Here is a 22,220-nt window from a genome sequence, read left to right as displayed (position 1 = left end):
AAATTTAAGGTAAGGCTATGATTTCAGGTATCCTGGCATCTCCTGGCATCGCTTTTGGTAAAGCGCTGCTACTGCAGGAAGAAGAGATTACTCTCGACAAGTCACCCATTTCTGCCGATCAAATCGAAAAAGAAATTGAGTGCTTCTTCAATGCGCGTCAGAAATCTTCTGAGCAACTCAACGTTATCAAAGAGAAAGCACGTATTACCTTCGGTGAAGAGAAGGAAGCCATCTTTGAAGGCCACATCATGTTGCTTGAAGATGAAGAGCTTGAAGAGGAAATCATAGCCTTCATTAAAGATAACAAAGCACGAGCCGCCTGTGCGATCCACGCTATCATTGAAGAGCAGGCAACCACGCTGGAATCTCTGGATGATGAGTACCTGAAAGAGCGTGCCACCGACATCCGTGATATCGGTAATCGTGTGGTGAAAAACGCACTGGGTATCAACATAGTCAATCTGAGTGCCATCAATGAAGAAGTGATACTGGTGGCCAACGATCTGACGCCTTCAGAAACGGCGCAAATCAATCTGAAATACGTGCTGGGTTTTGCTACCGACATCGGTGGCCGCACGTCTCACACCTCAATCATGGCTCGTTCACTCGAATTACCTGCCATTGTGGGTACGAACGACATCACCAAACAGGTGAAAAACGGTGACATGCTGGTGTTGGATGCCATTAATAACCAAATCGTTATTAATCCGTCAGCAGACGAAATGGCAAAGTTCAAAACCATTCGCGATGAGTATCAGGCAGAAAAAGATGAACTCGCGAAACTGAAAGATTTGCCGGCAATTACCCTTGATGGCCAGCAGGTAGAGGTGTGCGGCAACATAGGTACAGTAAAAGACTGTGAAGGCGTAAACCGTAACGGCGGCGAAGGTGTTGGTCTGTACCGTACTGAATTCCTGTTCATGGACCGCGATTCACTGCCGACTGAAGACGAACAGTATCAGGCTTATAAAGATGTGGCAGAAGCCATGCTTGGTCAGTCAGTGATCATCCGCACCATGGATATCGGCGGTGATAAAGATCTGCCGTATATGGACCTGCCAAAAGAAATGAATCCATTCCTGGGTTGGCGCGCAGTGCGTATCAGCCTGGATCGTCGTGAAATCCTGCGTGCTCAGCTGCGCGCTATACTGCGTGCCTCTGCACACGGTAAGCTGCGTGTGATGTTCCCGATGATTATCTCTGTCGAAGAGATTCGTGAACTGAAAAACGAGTTGGAAACCTACAAAGCAGAACTCCGTGAAGAAGGCATTGCTTTCGACGACAAGATTGAAGTTGGTGTCATGGTTGAAACACCAGCTGCAGCAGCAATTGCTCACCATTTAGCCAAAGAAGTTGACTTCTTTAGCATTGGTACAAACGACTTAACCCAGTATACTCTGGCTGTTGACCGTGGTAACGAGCTGATTTCTCATCTATATAATCCAATGTCACCCGCAGTGTTAACTGTCATCAAGCAAGTCATCGATGCTTCCCACAAGGAAGGTAAATGGACTGGCATGTGCGGTGAGTTAGCTGGTGATGATCGTGCGACCCTGCTATTGCTTGGTATGGGCCTTGATGAGTTCAGCATGAGTGCGATTTCAATCCCACGCATCAAAAAAGTGATTCGTAACAGTAACTTTGCTGATGTGAAGCTGATGGCCGAGCAAGCACTTGCTCTGCCAACTGCCGCGGAAATCGAAGCACACGTAGAGACATTTATCGCAGAAAAAACCATCTGCTAAGATAGCTGCAGATAGAATAACAACGCTTAGGAGCAACACTATGGGTCTGTTTGACAAATTAAAGAAGCTGGTTTCTGACGACACCAATGAAACTGGTGCTATTGAGATCATCGCCCCGCTTTCAGGTGAAATCGTAAATATCGAAGATGTGCCTGATGTTGTTTTTGCTGAGAAAATTGTTGGTGACGGTATCGCTATCAAACCAGCAGGTAACAAGATGGTTGCCCCGGTAAACGGCACTATCGGTAAAATATTTGAAACCAACCACGCATTCTCTATCGAGTCTGATGACGGTGTAGAGCTGTTCGTTCACTTCGGTATTGATACCGTTGAATTGAAAGGCGAAGGCTTCACACGTATAGCAGAAGAAGGTCAAACAGTGAAAGTGGGTGACACTATCATTGAGTTCGATCTGGCTGTACTGGAAGAAAAAGCGAAGTCTACTCTTACGCCTGTAGTGATTTCTAACATGGATGAAATCAAAGAGCTGAGTAAGCTGTCCGGCGCCGTCACCGTGGGTGAAACACCTGTACTGCGCATCAAGAAGTAAAACACCTTGATGTAAAGTATGAGTTAATAAAATGCCGCCTTTTCAGGCGGCATTTTTGCATCATTGAATGATCAAAATCATCCCTGCAGCTGCGTCAGCATTTCTGTCGAGGGTACAAAGAAGTAAGCGCCGGTAACCGCCTTGGTAAAATCCAGCAGCTTATCAGTCTGCCCGTCTTTTTCACCATACATACTGTCGAGCATTTCGCGGAAGTTCCGTTGCTGCGCACAATAGGCAATAAACAATAAGCCATGTTCACCGCTCACAGTGCCGTATGGCAAACTATGACGTACAATTTTTAACCCTTTCCCCTCTTCTTTCAGATCCACCCTGCCCACGTGTGAGTCAGCCGGAACCTCATCCAGCTCAACTGAATCTGGTTTAGTGCGCCCGATAATTTGCTCCTGCTGAGCAACATTCACAGCATGCCAGGCAGGTAAATTATGAACAAACCGCTGGAGCATCACGAAGCTTCCTCCGGCAAATGGCCCATCAGGAATGATTGCAATCTCTTGTCTGGCCGCTTGTTTCTTCGGATTCTCAGTGCCGTCAATAAAACCGGTGAGATCACGGGCGTCCAGATACCGGAAGCCATTCGTTTCATCGATCAATTCCACTTCCGAAGCTATGGGCTGCATGAAGCTGCTCAGCAGATGAAAATTCAGGTCATGCCGATTAGAGTGAACATGAAGCAGCAAGTCACCGCCCGTGGATGGCGCAGTAACATCACCGCTTCCCAAAGGCGCAAACTCTTCAAAGTCGTTAGGACACCCTTTTTCAAATTGTTGCCAGAACGCTTTGCCGAAACCAAAGCTTAGGTGAATACAGGCACTCACGTGCTGTTGATTTAGCTTTTCCGCTACTTCAAGCAGCCCCTGGCACTGACGTATAACCTTGTCTTTATTTCCTACAAGGTTAAACACACAGACCAAGGAATACGGGCCCGCTTCAGGTAAAATGGCACTTTGTGGCGTCACATTCATTCTCCCAATATTGCGTTTTTCTATACTCAGCTCTTTGATAATACAACCAGTCTGATTGCAGCATCCAAGAAGAAAAGTATATTGTAATTTACTCTGAGTTAAGCATATTGATCATGGACAGCCAAGTCAGAAAAACGCTCATTTACGACAAAATGTTGCAGAGAAAAAGCAAAAAGCGCCAAAAAGGCGCTTTTATCACATTTATCCAGAATATGCTGAAACTTTACGCTGACATCACGGCAACTTGCAGCTTTACTGAGTTCAGTTCATCGTCTTGCGACGACTCAAATGATGCTGGTGTATCCAGCCCGGTCGAAATCACTGGTGCCGCCAATATCCGCCAGGCACCATCATCCAGTTGCTCCTGGATTTTAAATTTAATTTTGACTTCTTCTGCGGATACTTCCAGTAATTCAGCACTACCGAAAAACTTTCGCCGCTGCTCACCTTCAGTTGTACCAAAGATCACTGTTTCCTCACCCGGTAGCAACTGTATTGAAGTCGCTACCGACTGACGATAACCTGCACTTGACAGCTCTAGGTTCACATTCAATAACCAGTCTGCCATTGCCAAAGGGCTAAGTAAGGCGCTAAACAGCACAACTCCTCTTCCCAAATCATTCATCTGACACTTTCTCCATAGGCTAATTGGCAAATGTATGTCTGACTCGGGAACTTCGTACCAGATAAGCCATTAGCCAAATGGTTGCCAGCAAAGTAACCGCTGCCGGCCAGCTAAAGGCGCCTCTTAACAATGTCAGTTGGTACACTTGCAATATTAAATCAAGAGCATAACCAAGCAGCAAAACAAATCTGCCGTACCGCCATACTCCATTTATCATGTTGTTATTTTTATGTCTCAGTCCACTCAGCCACATCAGGAACACGGCTGGCAAACCTATCCCCATCAAGAAGTACAAATTCTCAGTATGAGGAAAAAACAACTGGAGCAGCTCAGCACCTTGTGCCCGGCTTACACCAGCCATGACAAATACTCCCCACCCCCTGGCACTGAACAGCATACTTAACCATAACAAGCCGGAAGGTTTAAGCAGACCATTGCTGTCGTAAGCATCTATTGAATACATGCGTGTGGCGCTCAGAAACAGGAAAATCATATTTATCTTTCCTGACAATAAATGATATGGATCAATTGGCAAAGGTACAGACATTCGTTCTGCGTTATAACGCACGGATTAATTACTTAACCTGTAATCTTGATCACGGTTTTACGTATATTTAACAAACAATGAAAAGTACTATGATTTCTTCAGAAGCAACAATTTCAATATCACGATAATAACTAATGGTATTTCATTCACTTACTACAGCTTGTGATCCAAAAAAATCGCGCGCTGGTTGATGTGAAACACTACAATATGTAGGAATATTCCTACAAAATGCAGCCATTTAGCACAAGTACAACAACGGTATAAAATGCTATTAAATCGATACATTTACCATTAACGAGCACGCAATGAACAAAACGACCCAATCACCCTCACCAGAAACGCAAGCTGAAGCGATGCAAATTGCCAGAGCCACACAAAAACCCGGACAGACAAAAGAACAGACCAAGCTGATCGCACAAGGGATTCAGAAGGGCATCGAACTCTATAAAAAACAGCAAAAGGCCAAAGCGCGCGAAAGGGATAAGTTTCGTAAGAAGCAGTTAAAAGAAAAAACGGCGCCCGATCCCACGGTTCAGGCTCAGTCGGAGCACACTGAAGTGCAGAAAATCGTCACACAGAGTCCGATAGCTTGGATACTACTGGTGTTATCCTGGGCAGGATTCATTGGTTGGCACTTTATTAAGTGATGTATAAATAGCCCACAAATGCACTTGATAACAATTAGCATTTGCATCTATACTTATCCGTAGATTTTCAAAGGATATATGTATGGGGCGGAATGTGTTTCGTATTATCTGTTTGCTTGGTTTGGCCTGCGTTGCTGTACTTCACTTGGGTGAAATTTGGCTTACAGGCCACACACCATTTGTTGCATTGCTGACTGACTGGCTGCCGCTCTATACTGCCTGGCTGGCGGCTTTAGTTATCAGCTACAAGCCGCCTGGTCAGGGAAATGGCTGTACTTAACGGCCAGGTTTATCTTTACCGATTGAGAGTATCCATAAAGACACAACCGCAACCATCAGAAAGCCCGTTAATATAATCACGGGCATGGCGGCATAGCCAAGTACATGCCAGATAATCGATTCTAGAGTACTCATTGCTCTCTCCTTATTGCCAGCCTTCAACGTCTCTCATATCAGGCAGTCGGTGGGCTATCCCTTTATGACAATCCACACAGGTTTTATCTCCTGAAGCGAGCGCCTCTGAATGCTGTTTCACTGCGCGTGACCCTTGCTCAGAATAATCCATGTAGTCAAATTGGTGACAGTTCCGGCATTCCTTGGAGTCGTTGTTTTTCATTCGGCTCCATTCGCGGTGAGCAAGGTGCCCCCGCCTGGCCTGAAACTTTTCTTCGGTGCTTATCGTCCCCATCGCAAACGCAAACAGCTCTTTCGATGCCTGGACTTTACGGACAATCTTGTCTGTCCACTCATGAGGAACGTGACAATCTGAACAAATCGCCCGCACACCCGAGCGGTTTGAGTAATGAATGGTTTCACGTATCTCCTTCACTATGGGTGCGTGGCAGCCAGAGCAGAAAGCTTCAGTGTTCGTGGCCTCCATCCCTGTATTAAATGCCCCCCAGAACAGTAAACCACCCATAAAGCCCAGAAACAGCACCACACCCGCTGCCGCTTTACTCGGCGAACTCAGACGACGCCAGAAGCGTTTAATGATATTCATAACTGGCTCCGTCGTTATTTTTCATCCAGGGCATCAACCCGTTTGAACGTGTTGTCCACCAAGGGAGTCGCATCGGCCTGTGGCACATGGCACTGCAAACAGAAATAGCGGCTGGGCGACACATCTGACAAAACCTGCCCGTGGCGAGGAGAACGGTAATGAGTCACGCTGATTTTAGTCGCCCCCATTTCGTTGGCGTATTTCCAGCTGTGGCACGACAAGCACTTATTGGCATTCAGCGACACCTCGTAGTTGCGTATGGTGTGTGGAATCAGCGGCGGCTGATACACATAATCGCTGTCAATCGGCTGGCCGTCTTTCGGGTACTTTTTCCAGTTTTCACCGGGAAAAGTATCTTTAATTTCCGTCTGACCACGTAACGAATGCAGACCACCGTTACCGCCCACCAGCTCTTCGTTAGCGGCATGAGCCGCCCCGAATGCAAGTAACAAGACCATCAAGCCACTGGCAAATTTAGATGTAATTTTCATGGTCGACTCCCTTTACGCCTTTCTGATCTTGATTGGACATTTTTTATAGTCTGTCTGTTTTGACAGGGGATCAGTGGCATCCAGTACCAGTTTGTTGATCAACACCCGGGCATCGAAGAAAGGAACAAAAACCAGTCCGACCGGTGGTCTGTTACGGCCCCGGGTATCCACCCGGCAACGCACCTCACCGCGACGGGAGGTCAGAATGACTTCATCGCCCCGGCGTAAATTGCGTTTTTCCGCATCATCAGGATGGATGTAGCACACCGCATCCGGCACAGCTTTGTACAGTTCAGGTACCCGGCGGGTCATGGTGCCGGTATGCCAGTGTTCCAGTACCCGGCCGGTACACAGCCACATATCGTATTCTTCATCCGGTACTTCCGGCGGCTGTTCATAAGGCGCAAAAATAATATTGGCTTTGCCGTCTGGCTGACCGTAAAAGTAAAAACCTTTTCCTTCAGGCACATAAGGATCTGATCCTTCGGCATAGCGCCAGCGTGTTTCCTTACCCTCAACCACAGGCCAGCGTAAACCACGGGCTTTGTGGTAATCATCGTAAGGGGCTAGATCATGACCATGACCGCGGCCAAAGCTGGCATATTCTTCAAACAGCCCTTTCTGAACATAATACCCCTGCGCTTTGGCATCATCATTAAGCGCCTGCGCCTGCTCCAGCGGGAACTGATCCACCTGGCCGTTACGGAACAGCACGTCATACATCGTCTTGCCTTTGTACTCCGGCATGCTATTGAGCAAAGCCTCGTCCCACACCTCTTCCATTGTGAAGCGTTTACTGAACTCCATGATCTGCCAGAGATCCGATTTCGATTCACCCGGTGCAGCCACCTGCTGATACCACGCCTGAGTACGACGTTCAGCATTGCCGTAAGCGCCCTCTTTTTCGACCCACATGGCCGTTGGCAGTACCAGATCCGCAGACTGGGCAGTGGCTGTCGGATAAGGGTCTGAACACACAATAAAGTTGTCCGGGCTACGGTAGCCCGGCAGACGCTCTTTGTTGATATTCGGACCTGCTTGCATGTTGTTGTTGCACATCACCCAATAGGCATTAAGAACGCCATCACGCAGCATGCGATCCTGTTGCACCGCATGGAAACCAGGCTTTGGCGGAATAGTGCCTTCAGGCAGCTTCCATATTTTTTCTGCCGTTGCACGGTGTTCAGGATTGGTCACCACCAGATCCGCCGGCAGGCGGTGTGCAAACGTACCGACTTCACGCGCGGTGCCGCAAGCCGACGGCTGCCCGGTCAGAGAAAACGGACTGTTGCCGGGTTGGGAAATTTTCCCGGTCAGCAAGTGAATGTTGTATACCAGATTATTCATCCAGACACCGCGAGTATGCTGGTTCATACCCATGGTCCAGAGTGACATCACTTTGGTGTCCGGATCAGCATAATACTTGGCGAGTTCGATCAGCTTGTCTTTCTCCACGCCGGACATTTCAACGGTTTTTTCCAGCGTGTATTCAGACACGGATTTCTTGTATTCCTCAAACGTCATGTTATGCATGACGCCTGAGTTAGGATGCGCAGCGGCTTTTTGCAAAGGATCATCGTCGCGCAGACCATAGCCGATATCGGTATCAGCACGTTTGAAATGAGTATGTTTATTGACGAAATCCCAGTTCACCGCATCATTTTCAATGATGTAGTTGGCAATGAAGTTCGCGATAGCCAAGTCAGTCTGTGGGTGGAAGATCATCCCGTTATCCGCCAGCTCAAATGAGCGGTGATAATAGGTCGATAACACGTTGACCTTGACATGAGGGTGGCTGAGCCGACGGTCTGTAATACGCGTCCACAATATAGGGTGCATCTCGGCCATATTCGAGCCCCAGAGCACAAACGCATCGGCATGTTCAAAATCATCGTAGCAGCCCATGGGTTCATCCATATTGAACGCACGCATAAAGCCTACTACAGCCGACGCCATACAGTGTCGGGCATTCGGGTCAATGTTATTTGAACGGAACCCTGCCTTCATCATTTTGGAGGCCGCATAGCCTTCCATCACTGTCCATTGACCAGAGCCGAACATACCGACACTGGTTGGCCCTTTGGCTTTCAGCGCTGCTTTCCATTTTTCAGCCATGATATCGAACGCCTGATCCCAGCTGATTGGCTGAAAGTCACCCTCTTTGTGGTATTGGCCGTTCTTCATCCGCAGCAAAGGCGTTGTCAGGCGGTCAGCGCCGTACATAATTTTGGACAGAAAATAGCCCTTGATACAGTTAAGACCCCGGTTAACTTCAGCTTCTGGGTCGGCCTGAGTCGCTATCACCCTGCCCGCCTGCGTCCCCACCAGCACTGAGCAGCCGGTACCACAAAAGCGGCAAGGGGCTTTATCCCAGTGAATTTTGGTTTCATCCGAACTCACAATCAGATTGGTTGCCGATGCAGGCAGAGTGATCCCTGCCACGGCTGCAGCCGATGCTGCCGCATTTGCTTTAACAAACGCCCGTCTGGTCATTTTCATGGTGTGTCCTCAAAGTCAGGTCCCTGCTGCTCAACCTGGTGAAATACCAGAAACGTCGTCAGCACATGTTCAAATGCATTGATAGTGTCAATAATGTCTGTCACTTTTCTGTGGCTTGGCGTCTCCAGTACCACAACCAGTTTGCCAACAGGGCTTTCTCCGTACACTTCGGCCTGTGGCAGTGCATTGATCTGTGCCTTTACCTGCACAAGCCCTTCTGGTTTGACATGCACCACCAGACTGGAAATATGAACTTCTTCAGGCAGAAATGAGGGTCCGGCAGATACCGCTGAACCTGAATGACAAGGTGCACTTCGTTGCTTCATAAGCGTGTTATTCCACTTTAGTGACAGACTGAATCTGAATGGCCTGAGTTGGGCAGACGGACAGGCAGGCACCGCAGCCGGTGCAATCTGCGTCACTGATTACCGGCTGAGCAACCTTTCCTGGCTGCAAGGCAAAGCGTATGGCCGAAGGTTCGCATTCGTCTCCGCACGTTCGGCAGTCCACACCTTGTTTCGCTAAACAGGCAGAGGACATCGTGATACTGACCTGCCAGGGCGGGTCTTGGCGCGGACGGAATAACGGCTCCGGACACGCCTGTGCACACTGGTAACAGAACGTACATTCACCACGCTGAAAATCGACCTGAGGGAAACCGCCATCGCCTTGCACAATGATGTCTGTCTCACAGGCATTCAGGCACGCCTGACAACGGGTACACTTGTCCGTGAACGCTTGATCGTCAATCATCCAGGGTAAACGAGGCGCTTGTAGCGCACTGTCTCGCCGGAGCCAGAATCGTCGTGCTAAATCAGCCATATGAATTACGTATTCGTTCCACTGCCTTTAAAAGGCAACACATTCAGTGATAAACAGTCAAAGTATAGACATATATTAGTTGTGGGTATTCTGGTCGTAACATACCCCTAAGGAGGTAATTCGGGCCTAAGCTTGTTTGAGATCAAGAAAGTACAACGCTTAACTTCACAAAATGCTCACCATCAGCGAAAACAGTCTAATTGAAATGGAAAGCCTCCCACGCTTAGCAGGAGAACGTGTGCCCAAACGTCCGGATTCATCTCCCTCAAACACCCTGCCAAAGGCTGGCCTGCTGGCCGGCAGTGTCACGGGAACCGTGGCCAGAGTCATGCTGGCAATTGTGTTACTTTCCCTGCTGACAACAGGCGCAACTATGTTTGCCGTCAATGCCAGCCGCTATGACGCTGAGGTCGTTAATCTGGCGGGTTCGCTGCGCATGCAGAGCTACCGGCTGGCATTCCAGCTGGCAGAAAAAGGTCAGGCGGATGCTGAGGATATCGCCCAGTTCGGCCAGACGCTGGCGACCCCAGCGATGACCTCCCTGTTCGGGCTGACCACCCCAGAAGATCTGACCCGAAGCTATCAGGCCATACTGGACGACTGGCAACGAATCAGCCCGGAACTGACAGGTCAGCACCCTGATTTTTTTATCCACCAGGTACCCGAATTTGTCGACCGAATCGATCACTTTGTCTATGAGTTACAAGCATTTTCAAAGCAGAAACTGCAGATAATGGCCATCATTGCCGGACTGGGCCTGGGGCTGATACTGCTGCTGGCGTTATTTGCGATTCAGTACAGCCGGCGGTTTATTGTGCCACCGCTTTACAACCTGCTCATCGCCAGCCAGCAGGTACAGTCTCGCAATTTTGTCGTTCGGGTGCAGGAAGACTGCCAGAATGAACTTGGCACCCTGGCTAAAGCGTTCAATCAGATGGCTGAAGAACTGGGGCAAAGTTATCAGGCGCTGGAGCGCACCGTCGAAGAGAAAACGCACCGGCTGCAAGAAGCCAACAACGCACTGAAAACCCTGTATGACTGCGCACAGTTATTATCCATGAACCGCATTCAGGCCAAGCACTTCAGCCAGGTATTAGACCGGCTGATACAGCTGGAAGGCTTCGCCGCTATCAGGCTGGTCGCTGAAGAAGGGCAAGGTATACGAACGGAATTTCAGGCCGGAGAGCCGGCAGAGAATCAGTCCTGGCATCATCATGCGCTGAAGCAGGAGAACCAGCATCTGGGCACGCTTTGGTGGCAGCATACCTTGCCGTGCCCGGACCCGGCACTGATCATCAGTGTCGGCCATCTGCTGAGCCGCGCCCTCTACGCCCATCAGATCCAGGTCCAGAACGAGCAGTTGCTGCTGATGGAAGAAAGGGCCACCATTGCCCGGGAATTGCATGACTCACTGGCTCAGGCGCTGTCTTATCTGAAAATTCAGCTCACCCTGCTCAAGCGTCAGCTGGCCACATCACCGGCAACTGCCAATGGTGTGATCAATGATATTGACAATGGCCTGTCGCAGGCCTATCGCCAGCTTCGCGAATTGCTCAATACCTTTCGCCTGTCAGTCAAACCCGGCAAGCTGGGCGACGCCCTGAACGACATGCTGAGCGTGCTGCGTAATCAAACCAATGCCAGTATTTTGCTTCATAATCAGTTGCCCTCAATCCAGTTGACCGCAGCGCAGCACATTCACCTGCTCCACCTGACCAGAGAAGCGGTTATCAATGCTATTAAACACGCCGGAGCAAATACGATAACCGTTGACTGTCTTCAGCAGGGAAACCATGTACTGGTTGAAATTGCCGATGATGGCCAGGGGTTCAATCCGGATCACAGCAAGGCTGCCCATTACGGGCTGTCTATCATGAATGAACGCGCCGAGAGCCTTGGCGGCCAGCTGACCATTACCAGCGCACCGGGCAAAGGCTGCCTGGTTCAACTGAAATTTGCGTTACAAACACAGGATAATAACCATGAGTAACACGCCGGCATACCGGGTTTTAATTGTTGATGACCACCCTTTGATGCGTCGCGGTCTCGGCCAGTTACTGGAACTGGAAACCGGTTTTGAGCTGGTCGGTGAAGCCAGTAACGGCTATCAGGCTCTGGATGCTGCCAGCGAGCACGAACCCGATCTGATTTTACTGGATCTCAATATGAAAGGGCTCTCCGGGTTAGATACCCTGCGTGCGCTGCGTGAGCAGAACAGCCAGGCGATAGTCGTTATCCTGACTGTTTCCGATAACCCCAGTGATATTCGCGCACTGATCAAAGCCGGTGCAGACGGTTATCTTCTGAAAGATACCGAACCCGAGCAACTACTGGTATTAATGCATCAGGCCGTTGCCGGCCAGCAGGTATTCAGCCATCAAATCAGTCAGTATCTGGCAGACAGCGCCAACACCGGCGATCCACTCAGTACATTAACCGGCAGAGAGAAAGAAATTCTCCATCTGGTCGCTCAGGGTAAACGTAACAAAGATATTGCTGTCCAGCTGTTCATATCAGAAGCGACAGTGAAAGTGCATATCAAAAGCCTGCTGAAAAAGCTGGACGTCGGCTCCCGTACCGCGGCCACTGTCATCTACCTGCAAACGCAGGACAGATAGTCCTCATCCCGCATTTCAATCAGGGTTTGCCATTGCGAACCCTGCTCATTCCCGTTATAAAAGGGGCTTGTTTTATTATTCCTGCCAGACAGAAAAACAGGTTAGATTATGAGCACCATCGCCTACGGGATCAAAAACTGCGATACCATCAAGAAAATGAAAAAGTGGCTGGATGAGCAAGGCATCGAGTACCGTTTTCATGATTACCGTGCTGACGGCCTGGATCGCAGCCTCCTTGAAGCCTTTGAAGCCGAACTGGGTTGGGAAGCCTTGCTGAATAAACGGGGCACCACTTTCCGCCAGCTGAGTGACGAGCAGAAAAATACCCTCAACCGCGACAGCGCACTCACATTAATGCTGGAACAACCGGCCATGATCAAACGCCCTTTACTGGTTCACAACCAGAGTTACCACCTGGGATTCAAACCGGATCAGTATCAGGCCATTTTTGCTTAACGTTCACAATCACATTAACTACGCAATATTAAGAAGGAAACACGGATGTCAGACAGCCCAGTCATCGCCCTGGCCAAAGACCTTATCAGCCGACAATCAGTCACCCCAGCAGATGCCGGGTGTCAGGATGTCATGATTGCCCGACTGGAAAAACTGGGCTTCAAGATTGAGACCATGGTATTTGAAGATACCACCAACTTTTGGGCGCGCCGTGGCACAGAGGCTCCCTTATTTGTGTTTGCCGGTCACACGGATGTTGTGCCCGCCGGACCGGAAGCGCAATGGCACACGCCGCCGTTTGAACCCACAGTCATTGACGGTTACCTGCACGGCCGCGGCGCCGCCGATATGAAAGGATCGCTGGCCTGCATGATAGTTGCCATTGAACGTTTTGTGGCTGAGAATCCGGATCACAAAGGCTCAATCGCCCTGCTGATCACTTCTGATGAAGAAGGCCCCTTCATCAATGGCACAACGCGGGTGGTGGATACACTGGAAGCGCGTAATGAAAAAATCGACATGTGCATTGTCGGTGAGCCATCCAGCACCCATGAAGTCGGCGATGTGGTGAAAAACGGCCGCCGCGGCTCCATCACGGGCGATCTGATTGTTAAAGGTGTCCAGGGCCATGTTGCCTACCCTCACCTGGCCGATAATCCTGTTCACAAAGCGATGCCGGCCCTGGCCGAACTCTCTGCCGCGGTGTGGGATAATGGCAACGACTACTTCCCACCGACCAGTTTTCAGATTGCCAATGTCGCTGCAGGTACAGGCGCATCCAATGTGATCCCCGGTGAATTCCACGTCCAGTTCAATTTCCGTTTCAGTACCGAGCTGACGGTGGAGGACATCAAGCGCAAAGTCCATTCAGTGCTGGATGCCCACGGGCTGGATTATGATCTTATCTGGACTTTCAGCGGTCACCCTTTCCTGACCGACGAAGGCACCTTACTCGAAGCCGTGGTCTGCGCCATTGAAGACGTGAACCACAAGCGTCCTGAACTGCTGACCACAGGCGGAACCTCGGATGGCCGTTTCATTGCCCGCACCGGGGCACAGGTGGTCGAACTGGGGCCGGTTAATGCCACCATTCACAAAGTCAACGAATGTGTGAAGATGGCCGATCTGGAAAAGCTCACCGATATGTACCAGAAAGTGATGGAAAAAGCCCTGGCATGACACTCAGTAAAAGCACACTGACGCTGGAGCAACTCACAGGGCTGGATGAAAGCCATCTCTGTGAGTATCAGCACCGCCTGATTCATCAGGACGTTCATGCTGCGCTGGCCGCCATACAGCAGGCGGCCACTGACGCCGGGTTTGAGCTGACGATTGCCAGCGCTTTTCGCTCCTTTGAGCGCCAGATGCTGATCTGGAATAACAAGTTCAACGGCGTGCGTCCTATATTGGACAGCTGCAGCCAGCCGCTGGATACGAGCTGTCTGAGCGAACTTGATAAGATCCGGGCGATTTTACGCTGGTCGGCTCTGCCCGGTGCCAGCCGCCATCATTGGGGAACGGATCTGGATGTCTATGCCAGCAACTGCCTGCCGCAAGACACCCAGTTACAGTTAGAGCCCTGGGAATACGAAGAAGGCGGACATCAGGCTGCGTTCAACACCTGGCTGACGGACAATATGGGCCGTTTTGGTTTTTACCGGCCTTATGCCGTTGATTTAGGAGGTGTCGCTGTCGAGCCCTGGCATATCAGCTATTTTCCTGTCAGTCAGTCGCTTCGGGAACAGCTAACGCCAAGCCAGCTTGCCACTGTGATAGGCGATCAACCTGTTGCAGGAAAATCGCATATTCTGGCAAACCTTGATACGCTTTATAGTAAGTACATCAACAACATCTGTGAGGTCTGAGATGGAATGGCTGCTCAATCCCTGGGTTATCTCTATCATCATTGTGAGTGTGGTGGTCAGCAATATTGCCGCCATTAAATACACGGCCAATATGAAATTTGGCCGCCATGACAAAACCCAGGAGCTGTTACGAAAACAGCAGGAAGTCGAGAACCTGAAGCATAAACACCCCCAGGACGATGCAGCAGATCAGAACGATGCGACAGACAAAAAATAACCGGTTGCTTTGAACCGGTTATTTTACTCATTCAGCGCTGTCCTGGCCTCAGCGGCGGCACAGATAATCCGCTTGCCCAACCCACTTGTAGCTTGTCAGCTCTTCCAGCCCCATAGGGCCTCGCGCATGCAGTTTCTGGGTAGACACCGCAACCTCTGCGCCCAGTCCGAACTGTGCGCCATCGGTAAACCGGGTTGAAGCGTTGACATACACAGCGGCAGAACCTGCGGCATTGATGAAACGCTCAGCCGACATCAGATCATTGGTCAGAATGGCATCGGAATGGCTGGCATTGTGATCCTGCATATGACGGATAGCCGCTTCCACATCAGGCACCAGTTTCACCCCCAGGGTATAACTCAGCCACTCGGTATCAAAATCTCCCTCTTGTGCCTCGCGCAGCTGAGCGGCCTGACCTTGCAGCATCTCCAGCGCCTTACCCTCAGCGACCAGCGTCACTTTGTTCTGGTTCATGCGCTCTGCCAGTGCAGGCAGAAAATCGGCTGCCACCGCGTCATGAACCAGCAGTGTATCCAGAGCATTACAGGCGGACGGACGCTGCACTTTGGCGTTTTCCACCACATCCAGCGCGCGCACCAAATCAGCAGACTGATCGACAAAGGCATGGCTGATACCAAAGCCGCCGATAATCACAGGAATCGTGCTTTTTTCTTTACACATTTTGTGCAGGCCGGCACCACCACGGGGAATAATCATATCGACATACTGATCCATGGTCAGCAGCTCAGAGACCAGCTCGCGATCCGGTTTGGCAATATACTGCACCGATGCGCCAGGCAAGCCCGCTTTTTCCATCGCCTGCTGAATAACACTGACCAGCGCCATATTGGAATGGAAGGTTTCCCGTCCCCCGCGCAAAATGCTGGCGTTACCGGTTTTCAGACACAGCGCTGCGATATCAATCGTCACGTTCGGGCGGGCTTCATAAATCACACCCACTACACCTAACGGAACACGGCGGCGACTCAGGCGCATACCATTTTCCAGCACACGAGAATCCAACTCGGCACCAACGGGATCCGGCAAACCAATCACATTGCGCACATCACCGGCGATGGCCGCAAGACGCGATGCATTCAGCATCAGCCGATCCAGCAACGCCTCAGACATGCCGCTTTCGCGCGCCGCAGCCAGATCTTTTTCATTGGCTGCCAGAATTTCTGCCTGACGGGCTTCCAGTTCATCGGCGATAAACGCCAGCGCCTGATTTTTCTGCGCTGTTGCTGTCGTTGCCAGTGTAAAAGCAGCCTGCCTGGCTGCCTGTCCCATTGCTTGCAATTCCACCCTGTTCCCCTTTGTCGGTCTGTCTCTACCAAGTCAATTCAACCCAAGCCATCTGAACAGGCTTGGGGTTGATTATCTGTTTCTGGTTATATCAGTACCAGATCATCCCTGTGTACGGCAACCGGCCCGTATTCATAACCCAGCACCTTGTGGATATCCTGGCTGTGTTTACCGGCAATTTTCGCGATATCCAGGCTTGAATAGCGGCTAATGCCGCGGGCCAGCAAAATGCCATCGGCGCTGTATATGCGGGCCACTTCGCCCCGCTCAAACTCGCCTTTCACCGCAGTAATACCTTTCGCCAGCAAGCTGCTGCCGCGCTGTGTTACGGCCATAGCCGCCCCGGCGTCAACAATAATGTCCCCGGCAGGAGGAGGACCGGCCAGAATCCAGCGCTTACGACTTTCCAGTGGTGATTCCAGCGGCAGGAAATGCGTGCCCAATTGCTCGCCCTTCACTATTCCGGCAATCACTTCCGGTCTGCTGCCCGCAGCAATAATTACTTCAATCCCTGCCCGGCGGGCTACATCAGCCGCCTGCAGTTTGGTCGCCATACCGCCTGTGCCTAATCCGCCGACACTGCCACCGGCCAGCTTACGCAGGGTTTCATCAATGGTATGGACTTCACGTATCAGTTCCGCATCCGGGTTGCTGCGCGGGTCGGCAGTAAACAGCCCTGGCTGATCGGTCAGCAGCAACAGCTTGTCTGCACCGGCCAGAATACCAACCAGCGCAGAGAGGTTGTCGTTATCACCCACTTTAATTTCAGTCGTTGCCACGGCATCATTTTCATTCACGACAGGAATAATCCCGTGCTCCAGCAAGGCCAGCAGCATATCCCGGGCATTGAGGTAACGCTCTCTGTCATTAAGATCAGCACGGGTTAACAGCATCTGACCCACATGCAGGCCATAAATACTGAAGAGCTGTTCCCATTCCTGAATCAAACGGCTCTGGCCCACGGCTGCCAGCAACTGCTTACTGGCCATGGTTTTCGGCAGCTCAGGGTAGCCCAGATGCTCGCGACCTGCGGCAATGGCGCCGGAAGTCACAATAATCACCTGATGCCCCTGCTGTCGCAAATGAGCACATTGACGAACCAGTTCAACCATATGGGCTCGGTCCAGCTTGAGGGTGCCGCCAGTCAGCACACTGGTCCCCAGTTTCACCACTATGGTCTGTATTACAGCTTTCTCTGTATGGTGAGCACTTTGCTCACTGGCGTGTTTTTCGTGATTGTCTGCCATGAAGATTCAAAAAGGATGCGGATGAATGGCATTTGTTTTATCAACCCCGACCGTAAAGCACAAGAAAAATGCGCCGGTAGCGGCGCATTTTCTGTTTTTTCAGGGTTTAATACTAAAATCAGGCCGAAACGGATAAAGTCGGTGCTGACAGATCCGATGCCGGGCTCAGCGTCAGCGAGTATTCCTGATCAAGCAAAGTGATAAGCTTCTGATAAAAATCATCCAGAGTCTGCTGAACTGGCTCAAGGTGTTTGGCCGGCACTTTATCTTCCAGCCAGTCGCCATTGATGTCATAACGCCCGAAATAATAGCGATACTGATAGCCGGCCGCTGTTTCAACCATTTCCAGCCACCAGCCCCAGAACTCACGTTCTTCCGGTGCTTTCTTGGCATTAATGCAACTGGCAAGACAATCGAAGAAAAAATGCCCTTCGGATGAGTGCTGCTGGCGAAGATACGGGCCAAGCGCGGTCAGCTTGGTCATCAGGCGGCCATGAGGAGGAAAAATGACTTGTGTTGGCATAGCATGTCCATCCTTAGTCGGAGTTCAAAAAAAGCGCAACTTTCTGAAAATATCCCTTGTTGGAATGACCATTTAACGCACAAGGCCAATGAAATGGCAACATATTATTTACATCCTCGGACCAGACAAAGCGACCTTTACAGTGTGTCCTTCAACCAGTCGACTACCGTGCTCATCGCTCTGTGGTAGCCATCGTGCAAAGGTGCCGCAGGTACAGTCACCGCTTTCCCGCCCCGGCTTGATAAAGCAATCAGCTGGTTATCCGTCTCAGGGCAAACAGGATCATCTTTTAAACTGACGCCCAGCATAGGGATGTCGACTTTACGACGGGCAAGCAACCCCTGCTGCTTGAGCGACCAGGCGCTCATATGCGAAACCAGGCTTGCTTTAGACACCCAGTTTTTCCCCATCCGTGAAGCAAACATGTCCAGATACATTCTGGGCATACTGTTCAGCAACTTAGGCTGGCTCAGTAATCCATGAATAATACCGCCAATACTGATGCTGGTTTTCAGCCGTGTCGGCTCCAGAAACCCCAGCCGGATAGCAGCATTGCCGCCAAAGCGTATCCCCAGCATCGCGACCCTGTTATGGTCAACCCAGGGCACATCACGCACCTGTTGCAGCAATGCCTGATGAAGCCGGCTGGTATCTTCGGTTAATGGCCAGGCCGCACTGTGGCCAACCGATGGCATATCCAGTGTGATCATCGCAAAACCGGCCGGTCCGAAGTAATCCTGATACAAGGGCCACAGCTCAGTCTGCAATGTATCCAGACCACCACTGACAATCACGGTCGGCAACAGCTTGTCGGTACAAGGCAAGTGAATAAAAGCCTGAAATTTTTTGCCCTGGTAGGAGACATCAATGGTTTTCACCTGATGCGGCATCAGTTCGGTGGCATCTTTGTAGGTCAGGGTCGCCTGAAGCTCCGCCTGGGCGGCCAGCTCATCCCCCTTCAGGTGCGGATAGGCCGCAATACCATAATGGGTGCTCGCTTTAAGCAGCAGCTTAGCGGCCTGTTCTTTGTCGCCTTTATCCAGGCTCTCGCGGCTTAAGCGCTGGTATTTACTGCCCAGCTGCGACCATTCATAGACCCAGTTACCAGGCTTGTAGCCGATCACTGTATCCAGCAGTTCATCATTGGTGCGTTGTGCTTCGGCACTGGCAATTTTGGCAAAGACACTTTCCATTTCAATAGGATCAACGCCTTGCCAGATCCATTGCGGACGTCGCAGAACCCGGTACCAGCCGCTTTCACTGTCCCCATCAAGCGCGTTATGAACTTCCTGGGATGAAGTATGGGCCAGTTTAACCAGACTCGAGGTTTCTTTGGTCGTTTGACGAGGAGCAAACAATTTTTCAGACAAGTTTACCTTAGAAGGCTCAGACACAATTGACTCCTGCATTTGTCGGTTCAGAACCTGCTACCGCCACCACAGCGATAACATTAAATCTGGCTATATTGTATATGTTTTCTCAGCCATTACCCCAAACGGCAGGCACAAAAAAAGGAGCCTGTTCGCTCCTTTTCGAAAAAATGCCGGGCAGCTGTTTTACTTAGCGCTTGGCAATTGGATCAACATAAGTCACAGCCATATCCCAGGGTTGCTCAATCCAGGTATCCTGAGCAATATCGACAACATAATCATCAACCAGATGTTTACCGGCAGGTTTGGCGCACACGGTAACGAATTTTGCTTTCGGGTACATAGCACGGATCATTTCAGCCGTACCGCCTGTATCCACCAGATCGTCCACCACGATAAAGCCGTCACCATCACCCTCTGCTTTTTTCAGTACTTTCATATCACGCTGATGATCGTGGTCATAGCTTGAAATACAGACTGTATCAACATGACGAATACCCAGTTCACGCGCAAGAATGGCAGCCGGTACCAGACCGCCACGGCTCACAGCGATAATGCCTTTCCACTGCTCAGCCGGCAGCAGCTTCTCAGCCAGCTGGCGTGTGTAACTCTGCATGTTGTCCCAGGTGATGACGAACTTATTACTCATATCCGATGAACCTCTAAATCAGCGAATAAAAACCGCTGGTCGATAAACAAATTATAAAAAGATGATTTTAGCTGCAAACAGCACGGCAATAACCCAGACGCTGATATTCACCTCGCGTCCTTTACCACTGAGCAACTTGATCGCTGCATAGCTGATAAAGCCCAGCGCGATCCCTTCTGCAATGGAATATGTTAACGGCATCAGCAGGCAGACCACAACAACAGGTGCCGCTTCTGTTAAGTCACGCCAGTCAATGCTGTTCAGCCCCGACATCATCAGGATGGCGACGTAAAACAATGCGCCGGCCGTCGCGTAAGCAGGTACCATGCCCGCCAGCGGCGAGAAGAACAGCGCGAGCAGGAACAAGACACCCACAGTCACAGCGGTCAGACCGGTCCGACCGCCTGCCGCAACACCAGCAACACTTTCAACGTAAGACGTCGTGTTGGATGTTCCCAGCAGTGCACCCACGGAGGTTGCGGTACTGTCTGCCAGCAGCGCACGACCCAGGCGCGGCATCCTGCCGTCTTTGTCGACCATGCCAGCTTTGGTGGTTGCCCCCACCAGCGTCCCGGCGGTATCAAACAGATCCACAAACAGGAAAGCAAAGACGATCGACACCAGGCCTACATCCATGGCACCGCTGAAATCCAGCTGCATGAAGGTTGGCGCAAGACTTGGCGGCAAAGAAACAATGCCGTGGTACTGGACGTCACCAAACAAAATCCCCAGTGCCGTAATGATCAGAATGGCAATCAGAACCGCAGCTTTTAAACCGCGATGAACCAGTGCAATGGTCAGAATGAAACCCAGCGCTGCCATGGCTGCCGGGAAACTGGTGAAGTCACCAACCTGAACCAGCGTTGCTGGGTTATCGACGACAATCCCCGCACTTTGCAAGGCAATAAATGCCAGGAACAACCCGATGCCCGCCGTGATGCCCGTCCTCAACGAGAGTGGTATGGCATGAATTAACCACTCGCGGACTTTCAACAGACTGAGCACGATAAAACACAGGCCCGAGAAGAAGACCGCCGCCAGCGCCACCTGCCAGGTATGACCCATTCCCAAAACTACGGAATAAGTGAAGAAAGCATTCAGCCCCATGCCCGGCGCCTGAGCAACCGGATAATTTGCCACTAAGCCCATCATGAAACAGCCGATCATCGCCGCCAGACAGGTTGCAACAAAAACGGCCCCTTTATCCATTCCTGTCGCCGCCAGCATCGACGGGTTCACAAAGATGATATAGGCCATCGTCAGGAAGGTCGTCGCACCAGCCAGCATTTCGGTACGAACATTGGTCCCGTTTTCATTTAACTTAAACAGCTTCTCTAGCATTGCTCTCTGGTCCTTGGAGAAAAGTGTTTGCTACCTCTGAAACGCAAAAAGTATAACAGCAAATAGTAAACGATTGCGTCACAGTAATTTTGGGGGGCGATTATAGGCTTATCAGTAGTAAATTACCAGACGGGTCAGAAATATCAGTCAATGTCAGATATATGGCTGATTTTAATCCAACCCAACACCGAAACCCCATTAAATATAATAAAAATCAACAAGTTAAAATTAACCATTCATGATTGATATTTAAGCGATTAAATTTTTCACAGCAAAAGCAAACGCTTAATCATATATAAAGAGTGAAGTCTTTACTCTGTTAGGCAGGGTGTAATCGAATACATTCCTTTTCACAACATTATCATCAAAAATGCCGGGTGAAAGTAAAATGAGTTAAGCGGAAGATAAAAAAAACGCCACCCTTTCCCGGGTGGCGGCAAAACTAAGTCATCGGGTCTCTGTCGGCAGCAATCACTGCAGCAGAGCAATTATCTGATTAGTCTTGAAAGTTAGGGGGTGAACATCTGTTCGCAACGCTAAAGTTGCAGGCACATCAGGGGGATGTGTGCCTTGAGCAATTCAATTATCAGTAACCAAAAGATCGCGGGTAGCTAAACGCACCACTGAAAACGCCTTTATTGTTCCAAAATTTTGCTGTGGATTCATATACATTCATGACAACGACTTCCTAATATATTTTTATTGCCTGGAGGCTAACTG

General features: G+C 50.4%; 24 protein-coding genes. 9 read left to right on the top strand and 15 right to left on the bottom strand.

Annotated elements, in window-relative coordinates; all coding sequences use genetic code 11:
* Positions 1-17 precede the first annotated feature (17 nt).
* Complete coding sequence (ptsI, locus tag IFO68_RS03840) at positions 18-1,745, top strand: phosphoenolpyruvate-protein phosphotransferase PtsI (RefSeq protein WP_192014670.1); 1,728 nt, start codon at positions 18-20, stop codon at positions 1,743-1,745.
* Between the two features lie 40 nt (positions 1,746-1,785).
* Positions 1,786-2,295: a PTS glucose transporter subunit IIA gene (crr, locus tag IFO68_RS03835; protein ID WP_046219564.1), complete on the top strand. Its 510-nt coding sequence runs from the start codon at positions 1,786-1,788 to the stop codon at positions 2,293-2,295.
* Between the two features lie 77 nt (positions 2,296-2,372).
* Here the strand turns inward: crr and IFO68_RS03830 are convergent, their stop codons facing one another.
* The 3 genes from IFO68_RS03830 to IFO68_RS03820 all read right to left on the bottom strand — a co-directional run bounded on the left by IFO68_RS03830 (position 2,373) and on the right by IFO68_RS03820 (position 4,450).
* Positions 2,373-3,278, bottom strand: coding sequence for a Dyp-type peroxidase (locus tag IFO68_RS03830; RefSeq protein ID WP_192014669.1), 906 nt, complete (start codon positions 3,276-3,278; stop codon positions 2,373-2,375).
* 223 nt (positions 3,279-3,501) lie between these two features.
* On the bottom strand, positions 3,502-3,903 hold the full coding sequence (locus IFO68_RS03825) for a hypothetical protein (protein WP_192014668.1): 402 nt from the start codon (positions 3,901-3,903) through the stop codon (positions 3,502-3,504).
* A gap of 19 nt (positions 3,904-3,922) precedes the next feature.
* Positions 3,923-4,450 (bottom strand): DUF2919 domain-containing protein, encoded by a 528-nt coding sequence (locus IFO68_RS03820; protein ID WP_225445036.1) that lies wholly within the window; start codon positions 4,448-4,450, stop codon positions 3,923-3,925.
* Between the two features lie 305 nt (positions 4,451-4,755).
* Between IFO68_RS03820 and IFO68_RS03815 the strand changes: the two genes are divergently transcribed.
* Positions 4,756-5,097 (top strand): DUF2956 domain-containing protein, encoded by a 342-nt coding sequence (locus IFO68_RS03815; RefSeq protein ID WP_192014667.1) that lies wholly within the window; start codon positions 4,756-4,758, stop codon positions 5,095-5,097.
* Between the two features lie 276 nt (positions 5,098-5,373).
* Here the strand turns inward: IFO68_RS03815 and IFO68_RS03810 are convergent, their stop codons facing one another.
* From IFO68_RS03810 to napF, 6 genes are read right to left on the bottom strand one after another with little or no spacing between them, the layout of a single operon-like run.
* Positions 5,374-5,511, bottom strand: a complete 138-nt coding sequence (locus IFO68_RS03810) for a TIGR02808 family protein (RefSeq protein ID WP_081669337.1) — start codon at positions 5,509-5,511, stop codon at positions 5,374-5,376.
* 10 nt (positions 5,512-5,521) lie between these two features.
* Complete coding sequence (locus IFO68_RS03805) at positions 5,522-6,097, bottom strand: NapC/NirT family cytochrome c (protein ID WP_192014666.1); 576 nt, start codon at positions 6,095-6,097, stop codon at positions 5,522-5,524.
* A gap of 14 nt (positions 6,098-6,111) precedes the next feature.
* Complete coding sequence (locus IFO68_RS03800) at positions 6,112-6,588, bottom strand: nitrate reductase cytochrome c-type subunit (RefSeq protein WP_192014665.1); 477 nt, start codon at positions 6,586-6,588, stop codon at positions 6,112-6,114.
* Positions 6,589-6,600: 12 nt separating this feature from the next.
* Positions 6,601-9,087 (bottom strand): periplasmic nitrate reductase subunit alpha, encoded by a 2,487-nt coding sequence (napA, locus tag IFO68_RS03795; protein WP_192014664.1) that lies wholly within the window; start codon positions 9,085-9,087, stop codon positions 6,601-6,603.
* On the bottom strand, positions 9,084-9,413 hold the full coding sequence (locus IFO68_RS03790) for a chaperone NapD (RefSeq protein ID WP_192014663.1): 330 nt from the start codon (positions 9,411-9,413) through the stop codon (positions 9,084-9,086). The genes napA and IFO68_RS03790 overlap by 4 nt, the downstream gene beginning before the upstream one ends.
* Positions 9,414-9,420: 7 nt before the next feature.
* Positions 9,421-9,909, bottom strand: coding sequence for a ferredoxin-type protein NapF (gene napF, locus IFO68_RS03785; RefSeq protein WP_192014662.1), 489 nt, complete (start codon positions 9,907-9,909; stop codon positions 9,421-9,423).
* 238 nt (positions 9,910-10,147) lie between these two features.
* Between napF and narQ the strand changes: the two genes are divergently transcribed.
* From narQ to IFO68_RS03755, 6 genes are all read left to right on the top strand, one after another.
* Positions 10,148-11,899 (top strand): nitrate/nitrite two-component system sensor histidine kinase NarQ, encoded by a 1,752-nt coding sequence (gene narQ, locus IFO68_RS03780; protein ID WP_192014661.1) that lies wholly within the window; start codon positions 10,148-10,150, stop codon positions 11,897-11,899.
* On the top strand, positions 11,892-12,527 hold the full coding sequence (locus IFO68_RS03775) for a response regulator (protein WP_192014660.1): 636 nt from the start codon (positions 11,892-11,894) through the stop codon (positions 12,525-12,527). Before narQ ends, IFO68_RS03775 begins: the two co-directional genes overlap by 8 nt.
* Before the next feature lie 108 nt (positions 12,528-12,635).
* A complete protein-coding gene (locus tag IFO68_RS03770) occupies positions 12,636-12,983 on the top strand; it encodes an ArsC family reductase (RefSeq protein WP_161455596.1) in 348 nt (115 codons plus the stop codon).
* Between the two features lie 45 nt (positions 12,984-13,028).
* Positions 13,029-14,162, top strand: coding sequence for a succinyl-diaminopimelate desuccinylase (gene dapE / locus IFO68_RS03765; RefSeq protein WP_192014659.1), 1,134 nt, complete (start codon positions 13,029-13,031; stop codon positions 14,160-14,162).
* Complete coding sequence (locus tag IFO68_RS03760; protein ID WP_225445034.1) at positions 14,159-14,848, top strand: M15 family metallopeptidase; 690 nt, start codon at positions 14,159-14,161, stop codon at positions 14,846-14,848. The genes dapE and IFO68_RS03760 overlap by 4 nt, the downstream gene beginning before the upstream one ends.
* A 1-nt stretch (position 14,849) precedes the next feature.
* Positions 14,850-15,065, top strand: coding sequence for a DUF2897 family protein (locus IFO68_RS03755; protein ID WP_192014657.1), 216 nt, complete (start codon positions 14,850-14,852; stop codon positions 15,063-15,065).
* 48 nt (positions 15,066-15,113) lie between these two features.
* Here IFO68_RS03755 and IFO68_RS03750 read toward each other — a convergent pair whose 3' ends face one another.
* The 6 genes from IFO68_RS03750 to IFO68_RS03725 all read right to left on the bottom strand — a co-directional run bounded on the left by IFO68_RS03750 (position 15,114) and on the right by IFO68_RS03725 (position 21,500).
* Positions 15,114-16,370, bottom strand: a complete 1,257-nt coding sequence (locus tag IFO68_RS03750; protein ID WP_192014656.1) for a glutamate-5-semialdehyde dehydrogenase — start codon at positions 16,368-16,370, stop codon at positions 15,114-15,116.
* Positions 16,371-16,456: 86 nt separating this feature from the next.
* The gene (proB, locus tag IFO68_RS03745; protein ID WP_192014655.1) at positions 16,457-17,617 is read right to left on the bottom strand and encodes a glutamate 5-kinase; all 1,161 of its coding nucleotides are present in this window, start codon (positions 17,615-17,617) and stop codon (positions 16,457-16,459) included.
* 118 nt (positions 17,618-17,735) lie between these two features.
* Positions 17,736-18,140, bottom strand: coding sequence for a sigma factor-binding protein Crl (crl, locus tag IFO68_RS03740; RefSeq protein ID WP_192014654.1), 405 nt, complete (start codon positions 18,138-18,140; stop codon positions 17,736-17,738).
* A 137-nt stretch (positions 18,141-18,277) separates the two neighbouring features.
* Positions 18,278-19,534 (bottom strand): esterase FrsA, encoded by a 1,257-nt coding sequence (gene frsA, locus IFO68_RS03735; protein ID WP_192014653.1) that lies wholly within the window; start codon positions 19,532-19,534, stop codon positions 18,278-18,280.
* A 166-nt stretch (positions 19,535-19,700) separates the two neighbouring features.
* Positions 19,701-20,159, bottom strand: coding sequence for a xanthine phosphoribosyltransferase (gene gpt, locus IFO68_RS03730; protein ID WP_192014652.1), 459 nt, complete (start codon positions 20,157-20,159; stop codon positions 19,701-19,703).
* Positions 20,160-20,210: 51 nt separating this feature from the next.
* Positions 20,211-21,500, bottom strand: coding sequence for an NCS2 family permease (locus IFO68_RS03725; RefSeq protein ID WP_192014651.1), 1,290 nt, complete (start codon positions 21,498-21,500; stop codon positions 20,211-20,213).
* Between the last annotated feature and the right edge of the window lie 720 nt (positions 21,501-22,220).

The sequence above is a fragment of the Photobacterium arenosum genome, assembly GCF_014841115.1.
Classification (GTDB): domain Bacteria; phylum Pseudomonadota; class Gammaproteobacteria; order Enterobacterales; family Vibrionaceae; genus Photobacterium; species Photobacterium arenosum.
The sequence above is the reverse complement of the archived record's forward strand: the minus strand, read 5'-3'. Positions and strand labels throughout refer to the sequence as shown.